Raw genomic sequence first — 14,035 nt, forward strand, 5'->3', positions numbered from 1 at the left:
GTTCTCTTCGGATCGGAGGGAGCGCGCTCTTGCTTTGCCCGACTTGAAATGATGCCATCAGGTGTCCGTTATTCGTCGGCGACAACAAGCTTGATTTCGTTCTGCTTGGCGTACTCAAGATAATCGCCGCCCGGCATGCTATCGGTGACCAAATAATCGATTTCGTCCAGATTACAGTAGGTCATCAGCGCGTGCTTGCCGAATTTGCAGCGGTCTACGAGCAAAAAAACTTCCCGTGATCGTTCAACCACAATTTGCTTGATTTCGCTTTCGAGCGGAGAAGAGTTGGTTACGCCGCTCGAGATCGAAATGCCAGTGGAAGCCATAAAGGCTTTATTGATATTATACGCTTTCAACAGATCCGTGTTTTTGATGCTGGCAAACGATTTCGTCTTGCGTTCCAGAACGCCGCCGGTCGAAATAACGTTCAAATTGCTGTAGGGAAGGGCGCCAAGGATGAAATCGAGATTGCTCGTTATGAGAGTCAAGTTGATATGTTTGATATATTCAATCATTTCAAGGGTTGTCGTTCCGGAATCGATGTATATAATATCCCCGTCATTCACATACCGGGCCGCGGCTTTGGCAATTCTCTGTTTTTCGCTGCGGTTGCGCGTCTTTCTGTCGTTGAAAGAGAGGAGAGTCGTAATATTCACTGCGGTTACACCGCCATAGACCTTCTTGATTTCTCCTCCCTCGACCAGTTCCTGGATATCCCGTCTAATCGTATTTTTAGAAACATTAAATACATTGACAAGTTCATCGAGCGACACGGTGTTGTGTTCCATTATGTAATCTTGGATCTGTTTGATCCGTTTGGGCTTCAGCATGTAAATCCATCCTTAATATACCGATTGGGGTCATGCGCAGTGCAGATTTAAGTATATTATACCAACAAAACACCAAAACTTAGCCATTTATGTCGAAGAAACCTTTATGAATAAATTGACCATAGACCAGCTATCTATTTGCGTTTTGGTTTACAACGTAACAGTGTTATGTTACAATGCGTTTGTGAGGTGAAAAATATGGAAGACGAGTTGATATCCAAAAAGGAGCTGCTGGACCTAACCGGAATTTCTTACGGCCAGCTGTACCGCTGGAAACGGAAGCAGCTTATCCCGGAAGAATGGTTTATCCGCAAATCTACATTTACCGGGCAGGAAACCTTTTTTCCGAAGATGCTGGTTCTCGCCCGCGTTCATAACATTTTAAACATGAAAGATGATCTTTCTCTGGATGAACTGGCTAGCCGGTTGTCCGATACAGGAGGATTCAGCGATATCCGCTTGACGGAAAAAGCAATTGCAGAACGAAACATTGTTACGGATCTAACCTTGTCTTCGTACGGCCTTGATGTTCAGGGGGATGATGGCATGTACTCCTTTGACACCCTGCTTCATCTGTATGTTGCGGATAATTTGCTTGCCAACGGGGATATGAATCTGGAGGAAGGCAGACTGCTGCTGCGTACTCTGGATAGTCATACGGAGGAACTGAAAGGCAGGCCGTGCGAGCTGTATTTTGTCCGAAAAATGGGCGTTGCCCTGTTTATGCTCGCGCCGTCCCCTGCGGAACTATATTTCGATGAAGGTGTAAGGCTAATTGCGAAAGTGGCGCTTGGAGATTTAATCGAGCAATTGAAAGGGAGGTTGTCATAAATGGCGGAAAAATCCAAGGATGAAGGCCAACTCCCGGATCTTATCCTGAACGGCGTCGGGAGTGCCGCGGGAGGAAGCTATGACCGAGTCCTGATCGACGGAGTGGGAAAGGTGGGAGATTCGCTCACTGCGAGGTTATTCAAAGCGAACGGCCAGATACGGGTGAAAGGGGGGCTTGAAACCGGGGAGATGGAAGTCAACGGAATCATGAACCTAGAAGGTTCCTTGAAGACAGGCCGAATGAAATTGGACGGCATGCTCCATATCGAAGGCAGCCTCAAGGGCGAGAGCTGTGCGCTTAACGGACTGGTGACCGTGAAGGGAGACTGCGAGCTGGAGGAGCTGAAAGGTGAGGGAGGCTTTACAGTTGAAGGTCTGCTGAGCGCCGGGCATGCTGACATACGCTTGAACGGAGCGGGGCAAGTCCGTGAAATCGGAGTGGAGACCTTGAAGGTTCGACAAGGAAACAAAAGCATGTGGAACCGGCTAATCGGCGGAATCATCCCGAAGCTCAAATCGGAGCTTACCGCGAAGACCATCGAGGGTGACCACCTGGATCTGGAATATACAACTGCGGATATTGTCAGAGGAAATGTCATAGTTATCGGGGAAGGCTGCAGTATCGGACGTGTGGAATACGGTTCCGAATTGTCGGTCCATCCCGGCGCGCGTGTCGGAAAGGAAGTGAAGACCGGTGACTGATCCCGTCAAGGGCAATCTTAAAATACTGGGTAACTCTTCATCAGCGGGCGGCTCGTTTCAAAATGTAGGGATAACGGGCGAATGCCGGTTTACCGGGGATGTGGACTGTGTAAAATTCGGGCTGACCGGGAATACGGATATTGAAGGCAGCCTTCATGCGCAGGAAATCAAGCTGACCGGAGAATGTGGAGTCCGGGGCGGGATCGATGCCTTGTCGGTGCGGGGCCGGGGAGAGCTGAAGATTGATTCCCGGATGAAGGCGGAACGTTTGGCGTTTGAGGGACATCTCGAAGTGAAGGAAGATTGCGAGGCTGGAGAGTTCAGGCTTAGCGGTGTGGTGGAGATCGGCGGACTGCTGAGCGGAGATCAGCTGGACATCGGCCTGTTCGGATACAGCCGGGCGGGAGATGTCGGAGGGGGCACGATCCGGATCAAACCGAGCAAGGGATACAAGTTGATGAAAATGGTCCATCCGAACCGGAACGTCCGCTTCGAAAGCAGAGCGATTGAAGGGGATATCGTGGAACTTGAGCATGTATCGGCAGAGACCGTAAGGGGTGGACGCGTCATTATCGGACCCAACTGCATAATTGAAACGGTTGAATACAGGGAGTCGCTGGAGATTCACAAGAGCGCAAAGGTGCGGAGCCAGGTTAAATTGTAAACCGTAAATTATAAACCGTAAATTGTAAACCGTAACTAATAAAGAGATATGGAGTGGAGAGTATGAGCGATAGCAAAAATAACCGTCTGGGTCTGGTCATCGCCGGACTTCTGCTGGGGATTCTGATGGCATCCATGGACAGTACAATTGTGGCGACAGCCATGGGGAATATCGTCGGGGAATTGGGCGGAATGGATAAATTCGTCTGGGTCACATCGGCCTATCTCGTCGCTGAGATGGCGGGCATGCCGATCTTTGGCAAACTGTCGGATATGTACGGCCGTAAGAAATTTTTCGTCTTCGGTCTGCTGGTGTTTATGGGAGGGTCCGCGCTGTGCGGAACGGCGGACAGCATTACTGAGCTGGCCATTTACCGGGCGGTGCAAGGGGTGGGCGGCGGAGCGCTGGTGCCGATCGCCTTCACGATTATGTTCGATGCGGTGCCGCTTGAGACGCGCGGGAAGCTGGGCGGCGCTTTTGGCGCGGTATTCGGGATGTCCAGCATCTTCGGTCCGCTGCTCGGCGCCTACATTACGGACCATATTGCCTGGCAGTGGATATTTTACATCAACTTGCCACTCGGAATCCTTGCTTTTGTGCTGGTAGCGTTCTTCTATAAGGAATCGCATGAGCATTCCAAGCAGCCGATTGACTGGCTTGGCGCGGGTACCCTGCTCGGCGCGGTGGTCTGCCTGATGTTTGCACTGGAACTGGGCGGCAAAGAATACGCATGGAACTCCCCGATTATTCTCGGCCTGTTCGGCGCGGCGGTGGTGCTCGCAGCGGTGTTTCTGTACGCGGAGACGAAGGCGGAGGAACCGATTATCTCCTATGAGTTGTTCCGCAAGCAGCTGTATGCCTTTAGCATCCTGATTGCCTTGTTCAGCGGAGCGGCGTTTATTGTGGCCTCGGTCTACATCCCGATCTTTATTCAAGGTGTGCTCGGAGGCTCGGCTACCAATTCCGGTCTCGTGCTTCTGCCGATGATGGTAGGTTCCGTCATCACGGCAACCGCCGGAGGTTTCCTGATGACTAAATTCAGTTACCGCAGCCTGATGATTCCAACCCTTGCGCTGCTGGCACTCGGAACCTGGCTTGCTTCCACGCTTTCGCCGGACGCGACGCGGCTGATCGTCACTCTGTATATGATCCTTATCGGCCTTGGCGTCGGCGCGTCTTTCTCGGTACTGAGCAACGCCGCCATAGACGGTTTGCCCGCCCGGCAGCGCGGATCGGCAAGCGCAACGCTCAATTTCCTGCGGTCTTTGGGTATGACGGTGGGCATCACCACCTTCGGCATCATCCAGAGCCATTATTTGGCGAATCGGCTGGGTAATCTGTCTGCTGCTTCGGGAGCCGCCCAGGGCGGGGCGGGGGCGTTCGATCTGTCGGACCCCCATACTCTGTTGTCCCCGGATACGCGGGCGCTGATTCCACCGGAGATTTTGAGCAAAATCTCGGAGGGACTATCTGGCTCCATCACACAAACCTTCGCCTGGGCAATCATTCCGGCGGTGCTGGCTCTGCTCTCCTCGCTGTTCATGGGAAGTAGCCGGTTGGCCGGTGCCGGAGAAGAAGAAAAAGTGATCTCCGGCCATTAATGGCCGGGTTACTATTCCCAGTCCTTGCAGACGTTGACCCATGCCTTGCCGCCCGAGTATTGCTCCAGTTCGGCGCAGGTCAATTCAATGGCGGAATTCGAGCTGCCGCAGGCCGGGAATAGCGTATCAAAGCGCTTCATGGAGACATCGAGATAGACAACCAGCTCATTGGTCAGTCCGAACGGGCAAACGCCGCCTACGGCATGTCCGGTTTGCTCCAGTACTTCCTCCGGGCTTAGCATTTTCGGCTTGAATCCGAACTCATTCCGGAATTTTTTGTTGTCGACCTTGGTGTCGCCGGCGGAGACGACCAGAATGGCGGCATCTCCTTCGCCGCGAAAAGACAGCGTCTTGGCAATACGGGCGGGGATTACCCCGATGGTCTCCGCGGCTTTCTCCACGGTGGCGCTGGAAGAGTCGAATTCCATCACAAGATGCTCTCTGTTAAAGGCGCGGAAGTGTGCTTTTACATTTTCGATAGACATGGCAACGGGTTCCTTTCCTCATAAAAATAAAGATTTTGCGATATTTAATCATTTTAACGGTTTATTTGATTGGTGACAAAAGATTCTGTTCCAACATACCGACAAAACGGCGCTCCTCATGCGAAGAGCGCCGTTTTCGTATTTATTCTTCCAGAATGAGCTTTTGCAGCAGACCGTTCCCTTGCTGCAAGGAGCTGTCTGCTCCTTTTGTGTTCATTTAAAGTTTAGTGAAGCTGTGACGCTTCTTTCCATACCAGAAAGCGCTTTTTCAGTCTGGCGAACAACAGGTTGATGATAATGCCCAGCACGGTGATGAACAGGACGATGCCGTACATGAGCGGCAGATCATAGCGGGCGGTAGAGTTGATGTAATACCATCCGAGTCCCGTGCTGGCACCGATTACTTCAGATGCGATAATCATGAAGAACGATAGCTGGGCGGCAAATTCAATACCGATAAAAATATTGGGTGCGGTGTACGGCAGGACGACCTTGGTAAACAGCTCTCTGCGAGTAGCTCCCATGGACCGTGCCGCCCGCAGCAGATTGTAATCGATATCTTTGGCTCCGGCCATCGTATTAAACAGTACGGGCCAGAGCGCAGACCAGAAGATGACGACCACCTTTTCCGAAGTTCCGATTCCGAAGAAGATCATGAAAATCGGAATGATCGCGAAAGGGTTCAGCTTCTCGCAGGTGCGCAAGAAAGGTAACAATGCTTTTTCCGCCGAACTAAAAAAGGTGCCGAGCAAAAATCCGAGCGGAATACCGATAATCAGCGAGAGCAAGAACCCGAGCAGCACTCGGTACAGGCTGATTAGCGTCTGCTCCAGCAGCACGTCGGAGAATGCCGAGCGGAAGATGGCGACAATCGCGTCGCTGGGAGGCGAGATGACGCCCTCCGGAATGATTCGGGCGCCGCCCTCCCAGAAGATGAAGAACAACAGGATCGGGATGCTGCCGATGCCGATTTTTTTAAGCTTGCCTGCGGTGGAATTCATGGAACCCGTCTCGTCCTCCTTTGCTTAAGATAAGATCCGGCTAGGCCGCGGCTTTATTGCTTGAATCGGGAGCCTGCCGCCACTGCAGCACTGCACTCTCCAGGTATTCAAGCACATAATTGAGCGCCAGACCGACGCCTGCAACCATAATGGCCCCAAGGTAAATGCGCTCGACAAACCCCATGCTTTGGGCATTGTGGATCATCCAACCCATACCGGAATCGGCGCCCATGCTCTCCGAACCGATCAACATGAAGAAGCTCATGGTCAGTCCGGTACGGAGTCCGGTGATCAATGTCGGCGAGGCGCCGGGAAGGATCACCTTTGTGAAGATCACCAGCTTGCCCGCATTCATGGATTTGGCCGACCGGATCAGCAGCGGATCGACACTCTGAATACCGGCTATGGTCGTGAACAATATCGGCCAGAACGACGACCAGAAGATAACCGTATAGATGCCTCCCTCGCCGATTCCGATAATGATAACGAAGACCGGAAATAGAATAAACGGCGGGATGCTGGAGAGAAATTTGGTCAGAGGGTGGAGAAAGGCGGCCAGCTTCGGCATGGCACCGGCCAGAATAAAGCCAAGCGGCAGGGCCAAAACGGTAGCCAGGACAAAGCCGACAAACACTCTTTTCAGGCTGATGGAAATGTAGAGAAAAATGTTCGTCAATCCCAGTTCGACTCCGGTCTCCACGATCCGCGAGAAGGGCGGGACAAATACGTTGCTAACGAATCCCAGCCTCGGCGCAAGTTCCCAAACGATCAGCACCAGGAAAAAAAGATAAAAGCTTAACAATTTCCGATGAACCGAAATGATCCATTTCATTGCGTTTCCATCCTCCTTACTTGAGGGCTTGCGTCTGCAGAGCCGTCTCCTCATCCTCCACCACACCGAAATCAATCAGCAGCCGTTCCAGTTCGTCCATATCGATCGGAGTGGGAACGGTCAGCTTCTCGTTGTGCAAAATTTTCTCGGCTAGCTGCTTGTATTCTTCGGCCTGCGAATGGTTCGGATTGTACTGGGTAACAGTCATTTTTCTCAGCTCGGCATGCTGTACCACGTTGTTGCGCGGCACAAAGTGGATCATCTGGGTATTCAGGCGACGGGCCAGCTCGCTGATCAGCTCTTGCTCGCGGTCCGTATTGCGGCTGTTGCAAATCAGTCCGCCCAGCCGAACGCTGCCGCTTTGTGCATATTTCAGAATGCCGCGGGCGATATTGTTGGCTGCGTACATGGCCATCATCTCTCCGGAGCAGACGATATAGATTTCCTGCGCTTTGTTCTCGCGGATCGGCATGGCGAACCCGCCGCAGACAACGTCGCCCAGCACGTCGTAGGAGACGATATCCACATCATCATAGGCGCCCTGCTCCTCCAGAAAATTGATCGACGTAATGATTCCCCGGCCTGCGCAGCCCACCCCCGGCTCCGGACCGCCGGATTCCACGCAGAGGATGCCTCCGAAGCCGGAGGACACCACGTCCTCCAGCTCCAGGTCTTCTACGCTTCCGAGTTTGGCGGCGAGATCAAGCACGGTCTGCTGCGCTTTGGTGTTCAGAATCAGGCGCGTGGAGTCGGCTTTCGGATCGCAGCCCACGATCATAATTCTTTGGCCGAAATTGACGGCCAACTGAGCCAGGGTGTTTTGCGAAGTGGTGGATTTGCCGATTCCTCCTTTGCCGTAAAATGCGATTTGTCTCAGTTTTTTAGTCATAATCGGGCTCTCCTAACTTTTGTTGTAATTTTGCTGTTGAAAAAACGCGGATTTCCCTTTGTTTGATGGCATTTCAGTTAGGGTCAAACTGGGTGGTGATCAGGTCGTTGACGTGAAGCTGATCCTTCTTCAAGGCTCCTGATACGACGAGGTCATCAATCCAAGGCTGGATCAGCTTGTCCTGGAATCCTTTGCCGGTGTAATAGTAGTGCACGGCATTTACCGGTTGGCCGATATAGTCGCCGGTCAGCTTGATCGCTTCTTCCTCATGCGCCGGGTTGACGATCCAGTCCTGCGCTTTCTTGATCGCCTTGACAAAGCCCTGGACTGCTTCGGGATTATCCTTGATAAATTGATCCGTGAAGTAGTAGAAGGTTGTGCCTGCCGCTTCGCCGAGTCCGGTATCCGCCGTGTCGAAAATTTCGATCAGACCGGAGTCCTTTGCCAGCTTGTAAAAGGGTGGATGGACGCCGACGATGTCAATATTGCCCTGCTGGTTGGCCTGCAAGGCCGCCGTATCGCTTTCGAAAGCGACAAACTTGATTTGATCACGATCGAAGCCCAGATGGTCGAATGCGTTGGTGGCGATAAAGGTTGTGCAGCTCGGTACGGTGCCGTTGATCGTAATTTTCTCCCCGTTTTTCTTCTTCTTGATCAGCTCTTCCAGGGAAGAAACGCCCTGCTTGGGGCTGACATAGAATTTCATGTGATGATATTTTTCATCCACGTCCGGTGTCGGTTCGACCCCGCCGATTGTAACGCCCTTGATTTTGGCGCCGCCGGCGATATAGGTGGCGATATTGTTAACATGGGTGCTGGAGACATTGTTCGTTCCGTTCAAGATGGAGGGAAGCACTTGTGCGGTAGTCAGCTCGCCGGTATATTCCACATTGATTCCTTCCTCGGCGAAAAAGCCTTTTTTCTCGGCAATCACCCATGGTGTGGAGGAGCAATTGACCTTGGTGTCGGTTTTGATGGTGTACACTTTTTTGCCGGATTTGGCCGGGTCAAACCCTGCGCTCTTTAAGTTCGATAACCCTGCGGCGCCTTGGATGCCGATTCCTTTCTTCGTCTGCCCCAAGTAGCTGCCCACGCCGATTCCTCCTACCACCAAAGCGGCGATTACGGAAATAATAATCCATTTCTTTTTACCATCTGCCATTTTTCTCACACTCCTAAAAATTTTAATATAAGTAAAATTTTAACATGTAAAGATGCAACTATTCAGCCCTACATCACCTGCCTCGGTATAGTATAAAAAAAGAGACTAAGCGAACTTCCCGAGGGGAAGAACGTTAGTCTCCAGCTAACTGGTCAACTTTCTTTAATCCGATAAATCATATGAGATTTATGGATTAAAGCTTATTCTAATACTTTCATGATTGTCAACGCATGAACTTACATAATACGTCCAGTTCGGAAATTTGTAACATTTTATATGATTTGTTATTTTATAGCGGGATGACCTAGCCATTTGCCTGCCGCTGACATGATTCCGTCCAGCACGATGGCCAGGACCGCAATAATCAAAACTCCGGAGAACATCTCCACAATCTGATAATTGGCTTGCGCCGTATAAATCATGAAGCCCAGGCCGGAGGTGGATCCCATCATTTCAGCCGCGATCAGAAACAGCAGCGCATAGCCCGCAGCCAGACGCGTTCCGGTCAAGATGGAGGGGAAGGCTAAGGGAAGCAGGACTTTCGTCGTCAGCCGAAGTCGGCGCAGCCCAAAAGAACGCGCCGTTTTGACAATGTCTGCGTCGGCATGGATCATCCCGGACAATGTGCTGAACATAATCGGCCAAATGCAGGCCCAGGCGATAATCGAAACTTTCGTGGGCTCGCCGGCCCCCATGAATACGATGATGATGTGAAACACAACAAACGGATTGATGTGAGAGAGCCACTCCAGCACCGGCCCGACGGCTATACGGATCTTGTAGGACCAGCCGGCCAGGGCTATTCCGAGCGGCACACCTGCAATCAGGGCGATGGCCAGTCCTCCGGCAGCGCGCCCCAGGCTAATCAGCAGATGGTGCTCCAGCGCTCCTGTTGCCCCCTGTTCGCCGATGAACTGAAGCACCCGCGTGAGAGGAGGAATGAATTGGGGGTCTACCCATTCGAACCTTACACTGGCTTCCCACAGGACGAGGAAGGCGATTACGGCAGTATAACGCTTGCTAAGCTTGGTTAACACATTCACTTACGTTCCTCCCGACACAATTTATTGTCGCCAGGTCTGTCACGGATGTCCGGACTGTACCGGTGAAGCGGATGGCGCAGTATGGCCTGAATGACCGGATTGCCCGGCGGCAGGCAACGAACGCTCATGAGACATGTGGCCGCTGTGCCCGCTGGCGGAGGGCGGAGGCACATCACCCTCTCCCGAGAAGCTGCCGTTAGTTTTGCTAAGCCGGCTTGTTGACGCGCCACCAGCCACGAGAAGTAGAAACATAGCGGACAATACAGTAACCGCAAAAATACGGTTTGGCCTGCTTCGCAGCGTCCGGGGGGCGGGCGCTGCACTCCATGCGGATTCAAGAGGCTTCCAGAAAAACAGATCGCGTTCCAGCTTGCGCAATATGGCGCTCAGAGCGACGCCAATCAGGGAAATACATAGCCCAACGGCAAAGATTGGCGTCGTGGCATACGGGGACGAGTAATAATTGCTGGACCAATGAAGCAGCCAGCCGAGACCGGCCAAGCCTCCCAGCATTTCTCCGGCCACAAGAATAGCCAACAGCAATATAATCGACGTACGGACTCCCAGCAAAATAGAGGGAGCCGCCCCCGGCAATATGATCCGCAGGAATAGCCGCGAGGGAGAGGTTCCCATACTGCGCGCCGCTTTCAGCAAGTCCGCATCTACATTCTGCACACCGCCAATGACATGGTGAAGCAGAGGCCAGAACGCCACCCAGGCGACGATGATCAGCTTCGCCTTTTCCCCGATCCCGAAGAACAGCAGAAATACCGTCATGAGCGAAAAGGGATTGACCTGGGCCAGAATGCGGAACAGCGGGTTCAGTCCTGCAGCCAGACCGGGCAGCCAGTACCCGAGAATCGCACCTGCCGGCACGGCTAACAGTGCTGCCAGCACAATACCTGCAACCACCCGCCACAGTGTCGCTATCGTATGGCCAAGGAGATGCTGGTCCCGCAGAAGAGCCGCAACCTCCTGCAGCACCGCGGACAACGGCGGGAAGAAAGTCGGATTCACCAGCCCGCTTCTCGGCAAAATCTCCCACAGAATACAGAGCAGGGCGATGCCGGATAAACGCAAGCAGACAAGCAGCAAAACCGGGATATTCCTGGTTGCCATGAAAGTATAAACCCCCTGTTCGTTTAATAAATCCTATTTTTCTCATAAGTTTTATACAGTTTAGATTTGTCATCGATTTTTTGTCAATAGATTTACTGGCTGGATAAGAATCCGAATTTAACGTAATCAAGAACACTCATCAGTCGCTGATCGCCGCTCACCACTGCTTTTCCATGGAGTTGTTACTTTCTCCGTTGACAGAAACTGGGGCTCGTTCTATAATACTCTAAACAAATGGGAATTATAGGATACCGAACACGGCCGACCGAATGTCAGGAAGCCGGATGACTGCAGCGGCAGTTGTCCGGCTTTTGTCGCTTTAGCGGGTTATCGGATTCCAGATGATGTTGCTCTATCGAGAAATGCTTCGGGGACTTTGCATGGAAACAGCGTGCCGATCCGGAACTGAATGTGAAATGATTCACGATTTTCTTCTCTGGCTGCGGCGGACAATCGCCGCCAAGCTCTAACGTACCGGATCGGGGTATCGTCTTCGCGGTGAAGGGAGACGCTGGACAAATTGACGGAAAGGTGGTGTTCGCGTTGGCGAACGAACCACGCCATCCTTGTTACGACGAGATGGCGCATCATTATTTTGCCCGCATGCATGTGGCGGTAGCGCCGAAATGCAATATCAACTGCAATTATTGCAATATCAAATATGACTGCGTCAGCGAGAGTCGCCCCGGCGTCGTCAGTAAGGTGCTTACGCCGCAGGAGGCTTACGCCAAGGTGCGCAGTACGCTGGCTTCGCTGCCGCAGCTGACCGTGGTCGGCATCGCGGGACCCGGCGATCCGCTGGCCAATCCGCAGGAGACGTTCGAAACCTTCGGCCTGCTGTCCGAAGGCCTGCCCGAGCTGCAGCTGTGCCTCAGTACCAACGGGCTGCAGCTGCCCGATTATTCGGAGGCTATCGTCAGGCATCGCATCGCCCATGTGACTGTCACGGTCAATGCCGTCGATCCGCAGATCGGGGCGGAGATATACCGCGCCGTGTTCTTCCGAGGCAAGGCCTACAGGGGCAGGGACGCTGCAGAACTGTTACTGCACAACCAGCTGGAGGGCATCCGGCAGATCGCAGAGCGCGGCGTAAAGGTCAAAGTCAATTCCGTGCTGATTCCCGGCGTTAATGACAGCCATCTGATCAAAGTGACCGAGGCGGTCAAGGCGGCAGGCGCTTTCTCCCATAATATTATGCCGCTGATTCTCTCGCCGGGCAGCGTATATGAGAAGGAAGGACGCAAGGAGCCCGCTCCTTCGCTGACGCTTCAGGTGCAGGCGCGCAGCGAGGCGGTTATACCGGTCATGCGGCATTGCCGCCAATGTCGCTCCGACGCGGTCGGGCTGATTGGCGATGATCTCGGCGTCAAGACCGAAAACGCGCCTGCCCGGGAATACGATCCGGCAGCACGCGAGGAGCTGCTTATCCGGCTGGACCGGACGGCCGTGGAGCGCAAGCGGCGCGAAGCCAATGCGGGAGAGCAAGGAGAGCGCGGCAGTATGCGCATCGCCGTGGCGACGCGCGGCGGGGGCCAAGTGAATGTGCACTTCGGCCATGCACGCGAGTTTCTTGTCTACGAGGTGTCCGGGCAAGAGCAGAAGCTGCTGGGCGTTCGGCGAATTCAGGCTTACTGCAACGGCAAGGCCGAATGCGGGGAAGCGGACAAGGAGGCGATTCTGGATGAGACGGTGGCGCTGCTGCAGGATTGCTCCATCGTTCTCTGCGCCGCGATCGGTCCCGGACCGGCCGAGCGGCTGGCCCGCGCCGGTCTGACAGCGCTGGCGCGAAAGGGAGAGATCGGCAAGCTGCTAGAGCAGTGCGCCAAATATCACCGCTTCTTCACCTCCATCTCCTGCTCCCCGTCGGAAGTTTGCCCGTCCGCTGTGCAGCAGCGGTGACGGTGCAGGAATATAAAGCGGGCTTCGTGGCTTAACCGGCCGCGGGGCTCTCTTCGTATATGAGGTCAACCCCTTTTCTGAACTGGATGAAGGACGTCAACACCGGAAAGGCGGTATACGGCTTCATTAATTCGGATACATTACGCCCGAGACGAAAGCTGCGGCGCATAAATACGGACAAAGGACGGAATCCTAAGGATTCCGTCCTTTGTCTTAATGCTTGCGAAATGTCGGTTCCCTGCCGGCCTTTCCCAGTCAGAAGGCTTGTCCGCTGTGGATTCCGATAAGGTGCCCCGTCTTTGCATACATCCACCCAAGCGAGGCCGCCGGAGTATTCCTCCAGCTCCCCGAGTGTCAGTTCGATGGCGGAATTCGTGCTTCCGCAGGCGGAAAAACGGTCTCAAATCGCTTCATCGACACGTTGAGGTACTATCGTATCGTCCGAAGGAACGAAAGTGGGCTTTTACCTGTTCGATGGACATGGCTTCATACTTCTTCCAGGATATAGGCTCAAAAATCGAGCCTTATTTTCTGAAGCAGCAGGATGAGCTGCCGCTCCTCTTCATCGGTCAAGTCCCGCGTCATCTTGGCGTTCGAGTCATCCAGGAAGCGCTGAAGCACCGGCTGGAATTCCAGCGCCTTGGGCGTAGGATACAGCAGATAGCTGCGTCTGTCGTCCGGATCGGTGCGGCGTTCAATATACCCGGCTTCCTCAAGCTGCTTCACCGAGCGGGCCGTGGTGGCTTTATCGAATTTGAGATTGCAGGTCAGCTGCTCCTGAGTCGTCCCCGGCGATTGGAGAATAGCTTTGAGAAAGCTGTACTGTCCGCCTCCGCCGATGCCGTATTCCCCTAGCGAGCGGGACAGGTACTTTTGCTGGGAGCGGTGAATATAGGAGATCAGCCTTCCAAGCGGTTCTTTTCTGAAGGTGTCGTTCGGATTCATGGAGGGCTCCTTTGTTCTGAGGGCGAAAGTGC

At 53.4% G+C, this 14,035-nt stretch carries 14 protein-coding genes and 1 pseudogene; 5 read left to right on the forward strand and 10 right to left on the reverse strand.

All coding sequences use genetic code 11. The features are described 5' to 3' along the window. Nucleotides 1-68: 68 nt before the first annotated feature. Entirely contained in the window at nt 69-830 is a 762-nt protein-coding gene (locus EH198_RS00925; RefSeq protein ID WP_124693682.1) for a DeoR/GlpR family DNA-binding transcription regulator, read from the reverse strand. 198 nt (nt 831-1,028) lie between these two features. Here EH198_RS00925 and EH198_RS00930 point away from each other — a divergent pair, with 198 nt between their 5' ends. The 4 genes from EH198_RS00930 to EH198_RS00945 all read left to right on the forward strand — a co-directional run bounded on the left by EH198_RS00930 (nt 1,029) and on the right by EH198_RS00945 (nt 4,628). Continuing rightward, nucleotides 1,029-1,661, forward strand: a complete 633-nt coding sequence (locus EH198_RS00930) for a YhbD family protein (protein WP_124693683.1) — start codon at nt 1,029-1,031, stop codon at nt 1,659-1,661. After that, the gene (locus EH198_RS00935; RefSeq protein WP_124693684.1) at nt 1,662-2,363 is read left to right on the forward strand and encodes a hypothetical protein; all 702 of its coding nucleotides are present in this window, start codon (nt 1,662-1,664) and stop codon (nt 2,361-2,363) included. Beyond that, on the forward strand, nt 2,356-3,027 hold the full coding sequence (locus EH198_RS00940) for a hypothetical protein (RefSeq protein WP_124693685.1): 672 nt from the start codon (nt 2,356-2,358) through the stop codon (nt 3,025-3,027). The genes EH198_RS00935 and EH198_RS00940 overlap by 8 nt, the downstream gene beginning before the upstream one ends. A gap of 62 nt (nt 3,028-3,089) precedes the next feature. Continuing rightward, entirely contained in the window at nt 3,090-4,628 is a 1,539-nt protein-coding gene (locus EH198_RS00945) for an MDR family MFS transporter (protein WP_124693686.1), read from the forward strand. 11 nt (nt 4,629-4,639) lie between these two features. Here the strand turns inward: EH198_RS00945 and EH198_RS00950 are convergent, their stop codons facing one another. From EH198_RS00950 to EH198_RS00980, 7 genes are all read right to left on the reverse strand, one after another. Further along, nucleotides 4,640-5,113: a YbaK/EbsC family protein gene (locus EH198_RS00950; RefSeq protein ID WP_124693687.1), complete on the reverse strand. Its 474-nt coding sequence runs from the start codon at nt 5,111-5,113 to the stop codon at nt 4,640-4,642. Between the two features lie 224 nt (nt 5,114-5,337). Next, nucleotides 5,338-6,114 (reverse strand): ABC transporter permease, encoded by a 777-nt coding sequence (locus tag EH198_RS00955; protein WP_124693688.1) that lies wholly within the window; start codon nt 6,112-6,114, stop codon nt 5,338-5,340. Nucleotides 6,115-6,154: 40 nt separating this feature from the next. Continuing rightward, a complete protein-coding gene (locus EH198_RS00960; RefSeq protein ID WP_124693689.1) occupies nt 6,155-6,946 on the reverse strand; it encodes an ABC transporter permease in 792 nt (263 codons plus the stop codon). A 16-nt stretch (nt 6,947-6,962) separates the two neighbouring features. After that, a complete protein-coding gene (nifH, locus tag EH198_RS00965) occupies nt 6,963-7,835 on the reverse strand; it encodes a nitrogenase iron protein (protein ID WP_124693690.1) in 873 nt (290 codons plus the stop codon). Between the two features lie 73 nt (nt 7,836-7,908). Continuing rightward, a complete protein-coding gene (locus EH198_RS00970) occupies nt 7,909-8,997 on the reverse strand; it encodes an ABC transporter substrate-binding protein (protein WP_124693691.1) in 1,089 nt (362 codons plus the stop codon). A gap of 284 nt (nt 8,998-9,281) precedes the next feature. Beyond that, nucleotides 9,282-10,040 carry an ABC transporter permease gene (locus EH198_RS00975; protein WP_124693692.1) on the reverse strand — a complete coding sequence of 253 codons (759 nt, stop codon included), beginning with the start codon at nt 10,038-10,040 and terminating at the stop codon, nt 9,282-9,284. A 39-nt stretch (nt 10,041-10,079) separates the two neighbouring features. Continuing rightward, nucleotides 10,080-11,159 (reverse strand): ABC transporter permease, encoded by a 1,080-nt coding sequence (locus EH198_RS00980; protein ID WP_124693693.1) that lies wholly within the window; start codon nt 11,157-11,159, stop codon nt 10,080-10,082. A gap of 543 nt (nt 11,160-11,702) precedes the next feature. Here EH198_RS00980 and nifB point away from each other — a divergent pair. Next, nucleotides 11,703-13,058: a nitrogenase cofactor biosynthesis protein NifB gene (gene nifB, locus EH198_RS00985; RefSeq protein ID WP_246014054.1), complete on the forward strand. Its 1,356-nt coding sequence runs from the start codon at nt 11,703-11,705 to the stop codon at nt 13,056-13,058. Between the two features lie 298 nt (nt 13,059-13,356). Here the strand turns inward: nifB and EH198_RS24950 are convergent. Both EH198_RS24950 and EH198_RS00995 read right to left on the reverse strand, forming a co-directional pair. After that, nucleotides 13,357-13,487, reverse strand: a pseudogene (locus EH198_RS24950) (YbaK/EbsC family protein); the annotation flags it as partial. Nucleotides 13,488-13,568: 81 nt separating this feature from the next. After that, nucleotides 13,569-14,003: a MarR family winged helix-turn-helix transcriptional regulator gene (locus EH198_RS00995; RefSeq protein WP_124693694.1), complete on the reverse strand. Its 435-nt coding sequence runs from the start codon at nt 14,001-14,003 to the stop codon at nt 13,569-13,571. Nucleotides 14,004-14,035: the final 32 nt, after the last annotated feature.

Origin of the sequence: Paenibacillus rhizophilus, assembly GCF_003854965.1 — a bacterium.
Taxonomy (GTDB): Bacteria; Bacillota; Bacilli; order Paenibacillales; family Paenibacillaceae; genus Paenibacillus_AQ; species Paenibacillus_AQ rhizophilus.

What these genes read in the sequence shown, in the direction of transcription:
- EH198_RS00945 (WP_124693686.1), top strand. Translation starts at nt 3,090, where the DNA reads ATGAGCGATAGCAAAAATAACCGTCTGGGTCTGGTCATCGCCGGACTT.
- nifH (WP_124693690.1), bottom strand. Translation starts at nt 7,835, where the DNA reads ATGACTAAAAAACTGAGACAAATCGCATTTTACGGCAAAGGAGGAATC.
- EH198_RS00930 (WP_124693683.1), top strand. Translation starts at nt 1,029, where the DNA reads ATGGAAGACGAGTTGATATCCAAAAAGGAGCTGCTGGACCTAACCGGA.
- EH198_RS00995 (WP_124693694.1), bottom strand. Translation starts at nt 14,003, where the DNA reads ATGAATCCGAACGACACCTTCAGAAAAGAACCGCTTGGAAGGCTGATC.
- EH198_RS00950 (WP_124693687.1), bottom strand. Translation starts at nt 5,113, where the DNA reads ATGTCTATCGAAAATGTAAAAGCACACTTCCGCGCCTTTAACAGAGAG.
- EH198_RS00980 (WP_124693693.1), bottom strand. Translation starts at nt 11,159, where the DNA reads ATGGCAACCAGGAATATCCCGGTTTTGCTGCTTGTCTGCTTGCGTTTA.
- EH198_RS00960 (WP_124693689.1), bottom strand. Translation starts at nt 6,946, where the DNA reads ATGAAATGGATCATTTCGGTTCATCGGAAATTGTTAAGCTTTTATCTT.
- EH198_RS00925 (WP_124693682.1), bottom strand. Translation starts at nt 830, where the DNA reads ATGCTGAAGCCCAAACGGATCAAACAGATCCAAGATTACATAATGGAA.
- EH198_RS00955 (WP_124693688.1), bottom strand. Translation starts at nt 6,114, where the DNA reads ATGAATTCCACCGCAGGCAAGCTTAAAAAAATCGGCATCGGCAGCATC.
- EH198_RS00935 (WP_124693684.1), top strand. Translation starts at nt 1,662, where the DNA reads ATGGCGGAAAAATCCAAGGATGAAGGCCAACTCCCGGATCTTATCCTG.
- EH198_RS00970 (WP_124693691.1), bottom strand. Translation starts at nt 8,997, where the DNA reads ATGGCAGATGGTAAAAAGAAATGGATTATTATTTCCGTAATCGCCGCT.